Raw genomic sequence first — 14,774 nt, 5'->3', positions numbered from 1 at the left:
AGGCACTCATGAAACCCGTGATATCTGTGCATCAGTATAGCTCACGGCATTGACAAGACGAGTATCATCGGGCGACCAGGCGATAGAAAAAATAGGAAAATCCGGGTAAAAAGAAACGTTCTTGCCGGTGGCAGCATCCCAGGTGACGACGACTGCACAGATATCGCCACAATATGTCTGCGTTATTGCCACGATCCGCTTGCCATTATGTGACCAGGCCACAGCAAAAACGAGATCTGGCAGCACCCCTTTCGTCGTATCGCCGCGTCTAACAACATCGACATTGTAGCCATTATAAGTATACGAGACGACCCCCGTAGCCGCATTCCAGACCTGCACTGTCTTATCCCACGAAGCGGAAGCAATCTGTGTACCATCGGGCGACCAGCTCACAGAACTGACTCTGGCGCTATGGCCGCGATAAATGGTCAGCGTCTTGCCCGTCTCAGCCTCAAAAACCTGCACCGTCTTATCCGTCGAACCAGAAGCAATATGCTTGCTATCTGAAGACCATGCCACTGTATTGACATCGGCGCTATGGCCGCGATAGATGTACTTCAGCGCTTTCTTGTCAACATCCCAGATACGCACGCTGCCATCGGTTGAGCCGGAAGCAATTAACTTGCCATCGGGCGACCAGGCCACCGACATCACCGGCCCGGTATGACCGCGATAGACTGTCACATCCTCTCCAGTGAGGGCATCCCACATCTGTACCGTTTTATCGGCACCGCCAGAAACCACCCGTTTGCTATCCGGTCCCCATCCAACAGTCAAGACCTGATCGGTGTGACCATGATAAATATACGGCGGAAAAGCATTGCTAAAGGTAGCATCCCAGACCTGTACTGTCTTATCTAACGAGCCTGAAACGATGCGCTTCCCATCACGCGACCAGTCTACAGAGGTCACGCGCTCTTTATGGCCGCTATAGGTATAGAGAGAATGTCCCTGCTGATGTGTCTGAGCGGTAGGGGATGAGGTCGCGGTTGAAGATGAGGATGCAGGAGGTTGAACAGACTGACTACAACCAGCTACAGCAGGCACCAACAAAACGCCAGCCAACGTTTGCAACACGCTGCGACGGGAAAGATACTCCTGAACCTGTTGTGCTTGTTCATCCATATTATCCATAAGGAATACCCTTTCTGCACAAGCAATATTCGGTTGAGATGATAGAGAAAAGTGCGGGGTATATGTAACCAGCAATTTGGCTTGACATGGTTACATACAAAAGAATACCCTTCTAAAGTGAAACTGTCAATGCTTTTCAAGCTGGTTTCACAGACTGTTCAATACCTCCGATCTGATGTAGGATAACGAACATGGCAAACGATGAAATAAAGAATATGTGCATTGAATTTATCAATAGCGAGTTTCGTGATTTTCGCGGCAGATGGGTACGTGACGATCTCTTACAACCTGAATGGTTAGAGCAATTTTTGAGCTGCTGGGATCTTCAGACCGAATATCCTCTTGCAACAACCACACTGACCGAGCTAATGGAACTGCGCTCCCTGCTTCGACGTCTGATAGAAACAATCGAACAGCCATACGTTGCAAGCGAGGATCTAACCGCCCTCAACGCCATCTTGCTCAAACCATCATTGAAGCGCCGTCTGATCGTCGAGCAAGAGGAATATAGATTGGAAACACTTCCAGAAAAAAAGGATTGGTCATGGGTGCAGGCGGAAATTGCCGCCTCGTTCGTCCATATCCTCACTGAGCATGAACCAGGCCGCCTCAAGATATGTGCCAACCCATATTGCCGGGGGATCTTCTATGATGAGAGCAGGAGCCGGACAAGGCGCTATTGTAGCATCGATAAGTGTGCGAATCTCTGGAAAGTGCGCAATTTTCGCGAACGCGCGCGGCAAAAAGAATCCGACAAAAAATAGTATGGCTGTCTAATAAACTCATCTCCCCCTCAAAAAAGTCTTCAGAAACGGTTGAATGAAACAGGGAAATAGTACTTCATGTCCATTTGTCTTAGAGATGTTGAAGGATTGAAAAAACATCACATAGAGTCACCAGAGAAAGTGGGGAAAAGATCTCCACACAGGAACAATCCTTCTCGTCACTTTCTCCCGGTACCAGAGGAAGCTGAAGAAGGCAAGGTAGAGATAGCACATGAGGAGAGAGAAAGAACATGGATGTTGAACACATCAAATACCAGACCTGCCCATACGATAACGAAGAAGGCGTCCTGATCGTTGATCTGGAAGAAGATACCCCGGCCACCGACGAAGACGGCGACTTGCAGTACTACTGTCTTGGAGGCCATCATACCTTCTCGTTAGACGAAGACGAGACCGAGGGCTGGTAGCTCTGTTCAAAAGGTTCAACCGTGACATTCTCAGCTATTTGGCGAAACGTGACCAGAATTGCAAGACCCAGGAAGGTGATTACTGGCATGTTTCGCCTCCCCTTTTCTGTGAAACACCTCCTCTTCAAACACCAACTCCGATCCTCCTGAGCAGAGACCGCACAAACAATCTCAACAATTTTGACAAAAACATGAGAGATTTGGGAAGCAGGCGAACGTAATATTAAAGAGATTCCCTCGCATTGTGGCCGGGATGCAGTGACATAGCGGCACATCGTTTTTACCTATCTGTCAATTTGAGGAGAAATCTATGCAATCTCAATCCCTCACCTGGTCTGGCAAGGCCATCGGGCTACTGGTCCTGAGCCTGATGATGCTGATCGTCTCGGCCTGCGGTGGCGGCAGCCAGCAACAATCTTCGCAGCAAACCACCAAAGCATCCGATGACAAGCAGATCTATGTCTGGCCCATCGAAGGGCGCAACGAACTCCAGGCCTTCGATCCTGCCCTGGTTACAGATCTGCCCTCGATCAGCGCCGTCAATCTGGTCTTTACCGGGCTGGTCTCGCTTGACGACAAACTACAGGTACGCGACCAGCTGGCGCAATCGCATCAGGTTGCGTCCGATGGGGTCACCTGGACCTTCAAGCTTAAACCTAATTTGAAATTTAGCGATGGCAAAGCATTGACATCAGCCGATGTTGCCTATAGCATCGACCGCGCGCTCAAGCCGGAGCTAAAATCGACTACTTCGCCTCTGTATCTTGGACTTATTAAAGACGCGGATAAACGACAGGCCGGAAAAATCTCATCATTAATCAATGACAGTATTTTAACCCCCGATCCGCAAACAGTCGTCTTGATCGCCAATCAGAAGGCAGCCTATTTCTTGCAGATTTTGACCTATCAAAGCTCATATGTGGTCGAAAAAAGCATGATCGATAAATACGGCGACAACTTCGTCGATCATCTGAGTGAGGGCATTGGCGGCGCTGGCCCCTTCAAAGTCTCGAAGTACATTCGCGGGAAAGACATCGAGTTTGTGCCGAACGAGAACTATTACGGTGCCAAGTCACAACTGAAGAAGATCATCATGCCTTTCTACCAGCGCGAAGATACCAGCTATCGTGCGTATCAGGCAGATCAGATCGACATGGCGAGCGTACAGGCGGCCCAGGTAGAACAGGCAAAGGCGCTGCCCAATGGACAACTCCATCAAGTGCCGCTGCTCGATGTCTTCTACTTCACAATGAACTACCTGGCCAAACCGTTCGACAACATCAAAATTCGTCAGGCATTCGCGCTGGCAATCGATAAAGATGCGATTGCACAGAACGTCTACAAAGGCAACGTTCTGCCAACCAACCATATCATCCCCGAAGGCATGGTCGGCTATAACCCGGATCTCAAGGGGCCAGACGGCACGACCAATACCAAAGGGGATCAGGCAAAAGCCAAACAACTGCTCGCCGAAGGCATGAAAGAGGCTGGCTATACACAGCAGAACTTCCCAGGCGTCACGCTGACCTACTCTTCGCAGGGATCGTCGGATCTGCGCAACGAGCTTTCAGCGGTCCAGCAGATGTGGCAGAGCACCCTCGGTATCAATGTGAAGCTCGACGACATCGACTTTAACAAGCTGCTAGAAGAGCGCCATAATTCGTTGAACACCGCCAACGGCATGCAGATGTACGCGCTGTACTGGGTCTCTGACTATCCAGATCCCCAGGACTGGCTGACGCTGATCTTTGATAAAGGATCATCCAAGAATGCCATGAACTATGGGCAAAACCACTCATCACGGAGCGCCCAACAGCAAGCGGTACAAAAGTTGATGGAAGAGGCCGATGTCACATCGGATCAAACAAAGCGCGTTCAGATGTACAATCAGGCCGAGCAAGAGCTGATCAACGACGTGGTATGGATTCCACGCTACCAGTATAAATCGACGTTTGTCCGCAAACCCTGCGTGGTAGGCATTGTGGATAATGCCCAACAAACCTACTCGCCCGATATCTGGGGCAACGTCTACATCTCATCAGCAACGCCCTGCGCGAATACGCAACAATATTCGTAAATTTCTAGTCGAAAACATAACAACCGACATGGTGACGGATACCATGTCGGTTGTTATGTTTTTTCATGGGAAAGGCGAAAGGAAGACAATTGAGCAAATAGAAGGAGCAGAACACAGTTCATTATCGATACAACTGTGTGAGGAAAATCTGCCAGTTTTTGATCTCGTAATGAAACCACCTGGGTTGCTGATACCCAGGTGTAGAGGTTTCTCCGTTGTCTGTCCACTCCATTGCTCACTATTGCCAGGACGCTGAGGCAGAAGCGGTATCACCTGACACAGGAGCATGTAAGGAGAAATCAAGTGAGCCGTGCTGAGTAGAAGCTTGATTGATATAGACGATGATCTGATATGGTTGGTCCGCCGTGATTTGTCCGCTGGTAGGATTGATCTGCGCGATAATCCCTCGACTTGATGCACGCCAGGCAAACACCTCTTGCGAAGATCCGCTCACCGAAAGTGTCAACGTGCAGCGAAACATTTGTGAATCGGGCTGGCAGATATGCGAGGTCAACTGCGAAGGAGAGAGGACCGCCAGCGTGGTAGAGGATGTGGAAGCAGTTTGTGTTGCAACCGCCTGGGTTGGCGATGGAACGGGCGTGAATGCTGCGGTAGGTTGTACTATTGGAGTGGCGGAAAATTCAGAGAGAGAGACATAGGAAGTTGTTTGATGTTGCTGGGAAGCATTCAGAGAGACACGAGGGGTAGGAGAAAAGTGTGATTGATAATAAGAAAAGCCAGAGAAGGCTGCTGTGGCGACAATGAGAATCGCGAGTAAGACTCCGACGCCCCCCCAGGGGAAACGAGATTTAGCAGGCTTCTCCTGCGGTGACTTTGGACGAGGGGGAGTATCATGCGCCAGATCACCGGTAGAAGGTGATCGCGGTGACAACAGATCATGTTGCAACAACCATGCGCGAATAGCGGCGGCATTAGGATGCCCCGATTGTTCAAACACATTTAAGCTGGCTTCTCCCAATTGCTGGGCCTCATCATACTGACCACGTAGCGCCTGCACATAGGCATATTCCCAGAGCATATACGCCTGATGATCCTGCGATGCACTCTCAAGAATGTAAGCAAAAATATCATCGGATGGCGAGGCGACTTTTTGTGGCTCTGCGCCTGCGGTGCGTGCGGTTCCCGTTGTATGCTCAGGCTGTTGAGAGGGTTGCGAAGTTTCTAGCAGCCCCAGTTCTTCAGCGTTCTTCTCAAAAAGTACACAAAGCTTCTCGCGAAAATATGGGGTTGGGGAAAAAATCCCTCGCTCCCAGCGGCTCACGGTAGTTGCGTCGGTTCCTATCAACTCGGCAACCTTTGCCTGGGACCATCCCCGTAGCTCTCGCGCCTGCTTCAAGCGATAGTTTTGCGCCATGAATCCCTCCAGTGCATTCTTTAACGATGCTCCTCAATTGAACATCTACGCATGTTGCTTACACTTTACACTTTTTACAACGAACAAGATGCAAGATGCATATACATCTATCTCTCCTCGCCCAAATTGGTATCCAGATTTCCCGGTCTTCCCGCTCCCTCAAGATCATTCTTCATTTCTATACTAGAGTATATATCAAGAACGGCATCAGACACAATATGCGACATAGTGTAGCGCAAAACTAACGGTTTGATTGATCTATCTCTCACACAGACTGGCGCTATTTCGGCGGCTTGATACGAGATTGCACTACTTCTCCCCAGCCATAATCGCTGGCCTGTCGAAATGCTTCACGATGCTTTTTCAGTATTTGCAGATCTAAGATACCATCAGTACTGGAAACGGCCAGGCTAACCATGTTTTTTTGTTTATGCGGTTGATGGATCAAGCGTCCCCAGATAGCAGTATCGGCGGGGAAACGAGCCATCGCCGCGTACGAAAATTTGCTTTCTTCCCAACCTGCGGAGGCCTCTTTTGCTCGTCGCTGAAATGAGGGGCGCTCAAGTCGTTGGGGAAAGTGGCACCAATCGTTGAGCAGGGAACAGGGCCGATCATGAGCGCAAGGGGCAAGCGTCCTGGCGTCGAGATCTAAGAGATAGTCGCGCATGGCTTTCACAATCGGAAAGGCCGCTGAGGTTCCAGGCTCCACGATGAGCAGTACACCAGAGCAGCGTTGCCAGGCGAGAGCCACGATATCTTTCCGCAGCGCTTCGGGCAGTTCATTCAGTACATGACCAAAAACGACGAGATCATAGCTTTCGACCTGGCCTGCCAACTTTTTTTCGACCGTATTTATAGCTTGCTGCCCATCAACAAGTTTCTTATCGAGCACCACTCTTTGCCAGCTTGTCGAGGTCAAAGCCTGCTTCTCGCTGGTTCTAGCAAGCTGGCGACCAAGATCAATAAAGGCCGATTCCCGCTCCCAGGCGGTCAGTTTCTGCAACGTGGGCCACTGCTCCGTTGCGGCCCAGAGAGCTGTGCCGGGTCCACTGCCAATATCCAGCATTGATACTGGTTGCCAGCCTGGAACACGTTCCCGCACGGCCGTCATTGCCCCGCTCAATTGAGCATATGCGGCAGGCAGGATGATCGCAGCATACCCTAAAGCCTCATCAAACCCTCTGGCCAATGCGCTCTCTTTCCCGGTCCGTTGGGTTCGATATCGTTCGCTTAATGCCTTTGCCACACTTTTCCATTTTGATGCTGGTACGTTTTGCAGCGTGCTTTCAATTGCGGTCTCTAACTGATAGGGGAGGGATAACATCGCTCATTTCTACTTTCTCTCAAATACAGTCCTCACGCGCCGCCTATTGTATACGATACAAGCGGATATGAGCAAGCCTGCTGGCAGCTATCAGCATTGCAATCGACATCTTTCCCACAATTTTTGCCTCTCATTGTCTGGTCTCACCCATGAGTACAGGGCTTTCCAATTCTCCCATCTAGCAGGAGTGCAGAGGGCGGCAGCCCTTTGCCGGGGTGCGGGGTGTCCCCGCAAAAAACTTTTTTCTTCTCTTTTGCGCGCCGCCTGCGGCGGCGCGCGAAGGAGGGAAGGAAACTGGGGACGCCCCAGGCCCCGGCAGGGAGACCCCTGCACCCCTTTGAGCGGAGAACTGGAAAGCCCTGCCCATGAGTAATAGGTCACTGGACAATAATGTGCTTCTCTGGTACACTATGATATATAGAATCTCAACAGAGTTATTCCTGGTCTCCGACCGCAGATAAAGTCACTACTACTTCTCGCCCTGTTTGTTGTGCTATTCGTACGTTGTGTTATGTTGTGTGTTGTTGTTGCTTTCCCATCTATTTCATCTCCCGTTCCTGCCACATTTTAAATAAGAGTTTTTGTACTCACATTTTCTGATGTTGACGGGACACGTGTTACCTGTGTGTATTCATTGTCTGGATATCCAGGAAAGGAGCGACCGATGCCAGTTCTGGCGACAACTGACGAGCAGCAGATTGTTCCCAGGAGTATTCTGCGTCGTCGTCCCTCTAGTAAGAAAGCGGCACACAACGGCGGCAAACAAAAAGCCGATAAATCTCCCTTCTTCCCTCCTCTCGTCCAACGAGCCTCACGTTCTCCCGCGAAAGAGACTGAGGAACCGGTCTCGGAATGGAAACGTTCGGCTGAAACCCAGAAAATAGTGCCGGGCAAAGGACCGATCACCGGATCGTTCGACAAGCTTTTCGGGCACACAACGGGGAAGGTTCATCCCTTATTCTATCTAGTCCTGGGTATGCTCGTTATGTTCACCGTCTGGCTAATTATTACCACAGCCATTAACTGGACAACAACGGCCCTCGATGACCTCCATTATGGACGCCCCCGCACGTTTCAAACGGACGCCTGGGTGCAGCACAACGAACAGAGCGGCCACCCCAGCCACTTCATTGCCATCAACTTACATCGACATATTCAGGTGATAGAATTTCCAGGCGGCGATACTGCCCATCCTCACATCTATAACGGCCCTCAGCTTTACGGTGCTAACGACGATTTAGCGATTGTCACCCTGACCTTCGCGGACGTAAATGGAGATCATTTGCCCGATATGATCATCAATATCCAGAGTTCACGAGTGGTCTTTATTAATGAAAAAGGTACATTTCGCCCATTACAACCAAACGAGCGCCCTCAAGTCGAACAATTTTTACAACATATGCACCCCTAGCAGATATGCTATTTTTAGAAATGTAGAAATCAACCAGATGGCCTGGATATTCGATCCAGGCCATCCACGTTATGCAGGCGGAGGAGTTTCGTCTTTTTCCAGGTGTCCCCCGAACTCGAAGCGCATAGCAGACATCACCCTGTTGGCGAATTCGTCTTTATCGCGCGAACTGAACCGCTCAAAGAGGGCCGAACTGAGGACGGGCACAGGCACAGACTCGTCGATGGCCGCTGCGATGGTCCAGCGTCCTTCACCTGAATCCGAGACTCGGCCCTGAAAATTGCCCAGATCAGGATTCTTGAGCATCGCATGAGCTGTGAGATCCAGCAGCCACGAGCCAATCACGCTGCCTCGTCGCCAGAGTTCTGCTATGTCGGGCAGGTTGAGATCATACTGGTAGTATTCTGGATTTGACAACGGCGCTGTCTCGGCGTCAATCTCCTGCTGATGCTTCCCCGCATTCGCATGATGCAGGATATTCAAACCTTCAGCGTAAGCGGCCATGACCCCATATTCGATGCCATTGTGGACCATCTTTACAAAATGGCCTGCGCCGTTTGGTCCACAGTGCAGATATCCCTGTTCGGCAGTTCCTCCAATCTGTTCGCGCCCAGGTGTACGGACGGCTGCATCCACGCCGGGAGCCAGCGTAGAAAAAATGGGATCGAGATGCTGAACAACCTCTTTTTCGCCGCCAATCATCAAGCAATAACCGCGTTCGAGACCCCAGACGCCTCCACTCGTTCCCACGTCAACATAGTGTATGTTTTTGGATTTGAGCGCGGCAGCACGCCGGATATCATCGTGGTAGTAGGAATTCCCACCATCGATGACGATATCGCCGGGCGCAAGATGCGGAAGGATGGTTTCTAGCGTCGCATCCACTGAAGCAGCAGGCACCATCAACCAGACAGCACGCGGCGTAGAAAGCTTCTGTACGAGGTCAGGCAAAGAGGTTGCACCTTCTGTGATCGATCCCTCTTTGAGGAGAGCCTGCACCCTCTCCGCGTGACGGACATAACCAACGATCGTATGACCTTTTCGTATGAGCCGCTGCGCCATAAATGCTCCCATGCGGCCAAGTCCAACTATTCCAAGTTGCATTGTGCGTTCCTTTCATGGAAACTAGATAATGAGATGTTGCAATATTCATCTATGTTTTAACACGCGCCGTATTCCTGGTTCGGTGAGGAAATTCGAGCAGTTCTGCCAGACCTCGACGAGAGGCCACTTCCGCCGCAGGTGCTCCCAATAGTATATTTATAACACATGACCATGAGAGCTTCTCTCGAATCAGCAACAGGAAGAGATGAGAGAATTCCGCACCCATCACCTGATAAGAAACGCAAAAGGAGGCCAGAGCGTTTCATATTTAGCACCTGAACGCTATTTGTAACGCTGTTGGCTTATGCTCAAAGGTGATCGGCGACTCACGAACGGAGATGAGTAACTATGACAAGGCAGATCGGCGACCTACCGCACGCCCTCGATGAAAGCAAGGAACTGGCTAAATGCTTCGTTGACAAGCTGCCAGCCGTGTTTCTTGACTACGATGGAACCCTGACGCCAATTCGCGAACGGCCTGAAGAAGCTGTGATTTCTGATAATATGCGCGAGGCAGTTCGCAGGCTGGCCGAACGAGTTCCCGTTATCGTGGTCAGCGGCCGCGATCGCGAGGTCGTGCAGGAGCTTATGGGCCTCGACAATTTAATCGTCGCTGGAGATCACGGTTTCGACATCTGGAGTCCAACCGAAGGCTTTATACAACGTACAGAGGGCACATCATTCGATAATCTGCTGAGAGAGGTAGAGGCAAGGGTGCGTGCTGAACTAGCCGATATCTCGGGAGTTCTGATCGAACCTAAGAAGAGTTCGGTGGCCGTCCATTTTCGTCTGGTATCAAAAGAACAGCGACCCGCCGTCAAGCAGCTCGTTGACACTATTCTCAGCGAGCATCCAGAAGAACTCAAGGTCACGCCGGGCAAGATGGTCTTTGAGATCCAACCCAGGCTTGATTGGGATAAGGGCAAGGCAGTCCTCTACCTGCTCAAGGCTCTCGACCTGGACCGCGACGACGTGATTCCCCTCTATCTGGGCGACGACATCACAGATGAGGATGCCTTCCGAGCCATAGCCGGTCGTGGCATCGGTATCTTCGTGGGCAGCGTCAGCAACCCCGAAACAGCTGAACATATTACAGCTGCCGACTATATACTGAACACAACGTATGAGGTGGAACACTTCCTTAACAGGCTCGCAGCCCTGTATCCCGCAAAGAGTTCCAGGCTCAATCCTTCAGACTGGACGCTCGTCTACAACTCCTTCGATCCCAAACAGGAGAGGCTGCGAGAGGTATTGACCTCAACCGGCAACGGCTATTTTTGCACGCGTGGCAGTGCGGAATGGGCCGACGCAGATGACGTTCACTATCCGGGCACCTATGCGCTTGGCTGTTACAACCGGGAGACAACCATTATGGGAGGCCGTCCTGTCCTCAACGAGGATCTGGTCAATCTTCCCAACTGGCTTGTACTCAAGCTCCGTATTGGTGAAGAAGAGCCGATTGACCTGAAGAACGTCGAGCTTCTGAGCTATCGACACGAGGTAGACTTCCGCAACGCGACAGTGATACGTGCCCTTCGCTTCCGCGATCATCGAGATCGTGAGACAACGCTCCTCAGCAGGCGCTTCGTTAGCATGGCAGAAATGCATCAGGCGGCGCTGGAGTGGACCATCACCGCCGAGAACTGGTCCGGTCCAGTGGAGGTCATCACAGCACTTAATGCGCGCGTTATGAACCAGGGTGTGGCTCGCTATCAGGAGCTTGAGGGCCACCATCTACATCCTGTGGCAAGCCGCACGCCACACCTGGACACGATCTCCCTGATCGCACGAACTCGTCAGTCCCTCATCTACGTAGCTGGGGCAGCAAGAACACGTGTGTATGGAGGCGCTGGCGAACTGGTGGTCGAACGCGACCTCTATCAAATGGAAGACTACGTTCAACAGACGCTAGGCTTCGACCTCCCACAAGGGCAACCAATCCGCATTGAGAAGCTGGTCGCGTTCTACACCTCGCGTGATCAAGCGATCAACGAACCTCTGACAAATGCTGAGAAGGCGGTCGGACGTTTCGGCACCTTCGACGAGGCCATCAATCGCCATCAGCGCGCCTGGAACGAATTGTGGAACGACTGCGATATTCGTGTACCAAATGACGATCGGGTCCAATTCCTGCTTCGTTTTCACGCCTCACACGTGTTACAGACCTGCTCTCCTCACACAGCCGATCTGGATGCTGGTGTTCCAGCGCGTGGTCTCAATGGAGAAGCATATCGCGGCCACATCTTCTGGGACGAACTCTACATCTACCCATTCCTGAACTTCCGCCTGCCAGAGATCACGCGAAGTCTGCTGATGTACCGCTACCGCCGACTCGATGAGGCTCGCGCCCTGGCTCGTGAGGCTGGTTATCGCGGTGCCATGTATCCCTGGCAGAGTGGCAGCAACGGCAAGGAAGAGACCCAGGTTGTCCACCTCAACCCACGCTCCGGGCTGTGGGAACCGGATCTAAGCCGCACCCAGAGACATGTAAACGCCGCCATCTTCTATAATATCTGGCACTACATCCAGGCCTCGGGAGATACCGATTTTCTGCTTGGGCCTGGCGCTGAAATGATGTTAGAGATCGCCCGTTTCTGGTCCAGCCTTGCTCACTTCAATCCCGAACGCGACCGTTACGAGATTCACGGAGTCATGGGGCCGGACGAGTTTCACGAGAAATACCCGGACTCCGATGAACCCGGGCTGCGTAACAACGCCTACACGAATGTCATGGTGGCGTGGCTCTCCGATGTTGCCAACAAGATGCTCGATCTGCTCCCGGCACGGCGGCGACGTTCGCTCTACGAGCAAATCGAACTCACCGACGAAGAGATCGCAACCTGGAAAGATATGAGCCACAAAATGTATGTCCCATTCCTCCCCAATGGCGTCATCAGCCAGTTTGAGGGCTGGGAGAACCTGGAAGAGTTGGATTGGGATGCCTATCGCAGCAAGTATGGGAACATCCAGCGACTCGACCGCATCCTACGCGCTGAGGAAAAAGATCCCGACCGTTACAGAGTGTCAAAACAGGCCGATGTCGTGCTATTGTTCTACCTGTTCCGACAGGATGAGATGAGACAGATCTTTGAGCGCCTCGGCTATCCATATACATCAGAGACGCTGCGCAAAAACGTTACCTACTACGATGCCCGCACTTCGCACGGGTCCACGCTGAGCTTCGTGACGTACGCCGGGGTCTTCTCAGAGATCGATCTGGCGACTTCCTGGGAACGTTACATGGTAGCATTAGAGAGCGATGTTGGCGACGTACAGGGTGGCACGACCGCCGAGGGTATTCATATGGGCGTGATGGCGGGCACGCTGGATCTAATGCAGCGCAGCTATCTGGGTGAGGTGATTCGCGACGGTGTACTCTACTTCAACCCCCGGCCCATAAACCACCTGCGCGGCCTGACCCTCCCTATGCGTTTCAGAGGGTTGCTTATCACCGTCACTCTTGAGCGTAGCCACCTGCGGGTTGATGCCGAGGTCGATAGCTTGAATCGATCGGTGAAAGTGGGTGTGGGAGACCAGGTACGCAAGATCAGGTCCGGGGAAAGCTACACCTTCAACCTCTGAATAAGACTCCCACTATCCCCCGTTCCGTTTGCTCTGTGTGAGATTGCATGCAGAGCAAACGTATCTTTATATGTATAACCAACCGGCACTCCTTCATAGATAGAGCATTGTCCCTATTTCTCACTTGACAGGCAAGGGGTGATATTGTACAGTATATCTATCATTTATTATTTTTACCTTTCAACTACTTTTTGATCTTCTGAAAAAGCTTTTGTTCTGATTTTGATTCAGGATGACACAGACAACGTTGTTTCTCATTCCTGAGTACATCCTCCTGTCTGCGTCTCTTCACCTGATGTTAACCTGTCATTAACGGTTGCTTAGTATCCAGGCAATAGAATGCTGGTTGATACATCGATCTTCTCGCAGGTCCATGTATTTTATTCATACTCTATTTATCAGGAAGGGCTGTATCATGAGACGGATATTTTCCGCACTGGCAATATTCACGTTGCTGGCTCTGCTTGCGCTCACCGGTTGCGGTGGTTCAACAACCACAGGGAGTACAGGTGTGACCACCATTACTCTTTATTCAAGTGGAGACGTGAATGTCAAAAATCTGTGGCAGAACACGCTTATTCCAGAATTCAAGAAGACGCATAAGGACATCGACATCAAGCTGGTCTTTTCAGAGCATGGCACCAACGATACCGCAACGTTTGCTCGCCTGAGCGCAGCCGTCAGTGCAAACAAAGATGCTGGGATGGATCTGATCGAATCCGGCACCGTTGTTTCCCAGGCTGCCCAGGCCAAACTGTTGGTCCCGCTGACGACGAAAGAAGTGCCACTGCTCAACCGCGTGGACGACGCGTTGCTTAAGCAAGTCTCCTCGTTCGCTGTTCCTTATCGCGCCTCTTCGGTAGTGCTGGCTTACAATTCGCAGAGCATCAACGAGCCACCAAAAACGCTGAATGATGTGCTGGCCTGGATCAAAGCCAATCCGGGCAAATTCACTTATAACTCGCCCGATACTGGCGGCTCCGGGAGCGCATTTGTCCAGGCTGTGATTACCGCGAATCTTCCCGCTGACGCGCGAGCAAACTTTATTTCTGGTGCTGAATACAACGCATCATTAGAAAGTCAGTGGAAACCTGGATTGGACCAACTAAAGTCGCTCAAATCCTCCATCTATCGCAACGGCTTCTACCCCAACGGCAATACTGCTGTATTGCAGCTCCTAGCGAACGGCTCCATCCAGATGGCCCCCGTCTGGTCGGATCAGGCACTCACCAGCCTGCAACAACATCAGCTGCCCGACTCGATCAAGCTTATACAGCTTGACCCGCCATTTGAGGGAGGACCGTCATTCATCGGTATTCCACGCACCTCGACCCATATTCCACAGGCGGAAACATTTCTCAACTGGCTGCTGGGTTCGGAAATTCAGGCAAAGGTTATTGACGTGATGCATGGCTACCCTGGTGTGCAGTGGTCCTATGTGCCAGAGGAAGTGCAGAAGCAATACGCCTCAATTGCCCATGCCTATGCAACTGGCTTTGCCTCGAAATTTAGTGCAGATATGAATAAACAGTGGCAAACACAGGTTGCCGGTGGATAAATCGTCGCAACGTTTCG

Annotated in this window: 10 protein-coding genes; 6 read left to right on the top strand and 4 right to left on the bottom strand. The window is 51.5% G+C overall.

Annotation, left to right across the window (positions count from 1 at the left end; genetic code table 11):
* Positions 1-6: 6 nt before the first annotated feature.
* Positions 7-1,134: a WD40 repeat domain-containing protein gene (locus K3T83_RS36275; protein ID WP_220207785.1), complete on the bottom strand. Its 1,128-nt coding sequence runs from the start codon at positions 1,132-1,134 to the stop codon at positions 7-9.
* A gap of 191 nt (positions 1,135-1,325) precedes the next feature.
* On the opposite strand from K3T83_RS36275, the gene K3T83_RS36270 reads away from it, so the two are divergent.
* The 3 genes from K3T83_RS36270 (at position 1,326) to K3T83_RS36260 (ending at position 4,403) form a co-directional block, all read left to right on the top strand.
* On the top strand, positions 1,326-1,898 hold the full coding sequence (locus tag K3T83_RS36270) for a CGNR zinc finger domain-containing protein (protein WP_220207784.1): 573 nt from the start codon (positions 1,326-1,328) through the stop codon (positions 1,896-1,898).
* A 251-nt stretch (positions 1,899-2,149) separates the two neighbouring features.
* Complete coding sequence (locus K3T83_RS36265) at positions 2,150-2,326, top strand: hypothetical protein (protein ID WP_220207783.1); 177 nt, start codon at positions 2,150-2,152, stop codon at positions 2,324-2,326.
* A gap of 310 nt (positions 2,327-2,636) precedes the next feature.
* On the top strand, positions 2,637-4,403 hold the full coding sequence (locus K3T83_RS36260) for a peptide ABC transporter substrate-binding protein (RefSeq protein WP_220207782.1): 1,767 nt from the start codon (positions 2,637-2,639) through the stop codon (positions 4,401-4,403).
* A 238-nt stretch (positions 4,404-4,641) separates the two neighbouring features.
* On the opposite strand, the gene K3T83_RS36255 is transcribed toward K3T83_RS36260, so the two are convergent.
* Complete coding sequence (locus tag K3T83_RS36255) at positions 4,642-5,778, bottom strand: helix-turn-helix domain-containing protein (protein ID WP_220207781.1); 1,137 nt, start codon at positions 5,776-5,778, stop codon at positions 4,642-4,644.
* 280 nt (positions 5,779-6,058) lie between these two features.
* Positions 6,059-7,102: a small ribosomal subunit Rsm22 family protein gene (locus K3T83_RS36250; RefSeq protein WP_220207780.1), complete on the bottom strand. Its 1,044-nt coding sequence runs from the start codon at positions 7,100-7,102 to the stop codon at positions 6,059-6,061.
* Between the two features lie 664 nt (positions 7,103-7,766).
* Here K3T83_RS36250 and K3T83_RS36245 point away from each other — a divergent pair.
* Entirely contained in the window at positions 7,767-8,513 is a 747-nt protein-coding gene (locus K3T83_RS36245) for a hypothetical protein (protein ID WP_220207779.1), read from the top strand.
* A 69-nt stretch (positions 8,514-8,582) separates the two neighbouring features.
* Here the strand turns inward: K3T83_RS36245 and gnd are convergent, their stop codons facing one another.
* The gene (gnd, locus tag K3T83_RS36240; protein ID WP_220207778.1) at positions 8,583-9,617 is read right to left on the bottom strand and encodes a phosphogluconate dehydrogenase (NAD(+)-dependent, decarboxylating); all 1,035 of its coding nucleotides are present in this window, start codon (positions 9,615-9,617) and stop codon (positions 8,583-8,585) included.
* 348 nt (positions 9,618-9,965) lie between these two features.
* Between gnd and otsB the strand changes: the two genes are divergently transcribed.
* Positions 9,966-13,199, top strand: a complete 3,234-nt coding sequence (otsB, locus tag K3T83_RS36235) for a trehalose-phosphatase (RefSeq protein WP_220207777.1) — start codon at positions 9,966-9,968, stop codon at positions 13,197-13,199.
* A gap of 415 nt (positions 13,200-13,614) precedes the next feature.
* On the top strand, positions 13,615-14,757 hold the full coding sequence (locus K3T83_RS36230) for an extracellular solute-binding protein (protein WP_220207776.1): 1,143 nt from the start codon (positions 13,615-13,617) through the stop codon (positions 14,755-14,757).
* Positions 14,758-14,774 lie beyond the last annotated feature (17 nt).

This window comes from Reticulibacter mediterranei (genome assembly GCF_016587455.1).
This window is presented reverse-complemented; position numbering and strand designations above follow the sequence as displayed.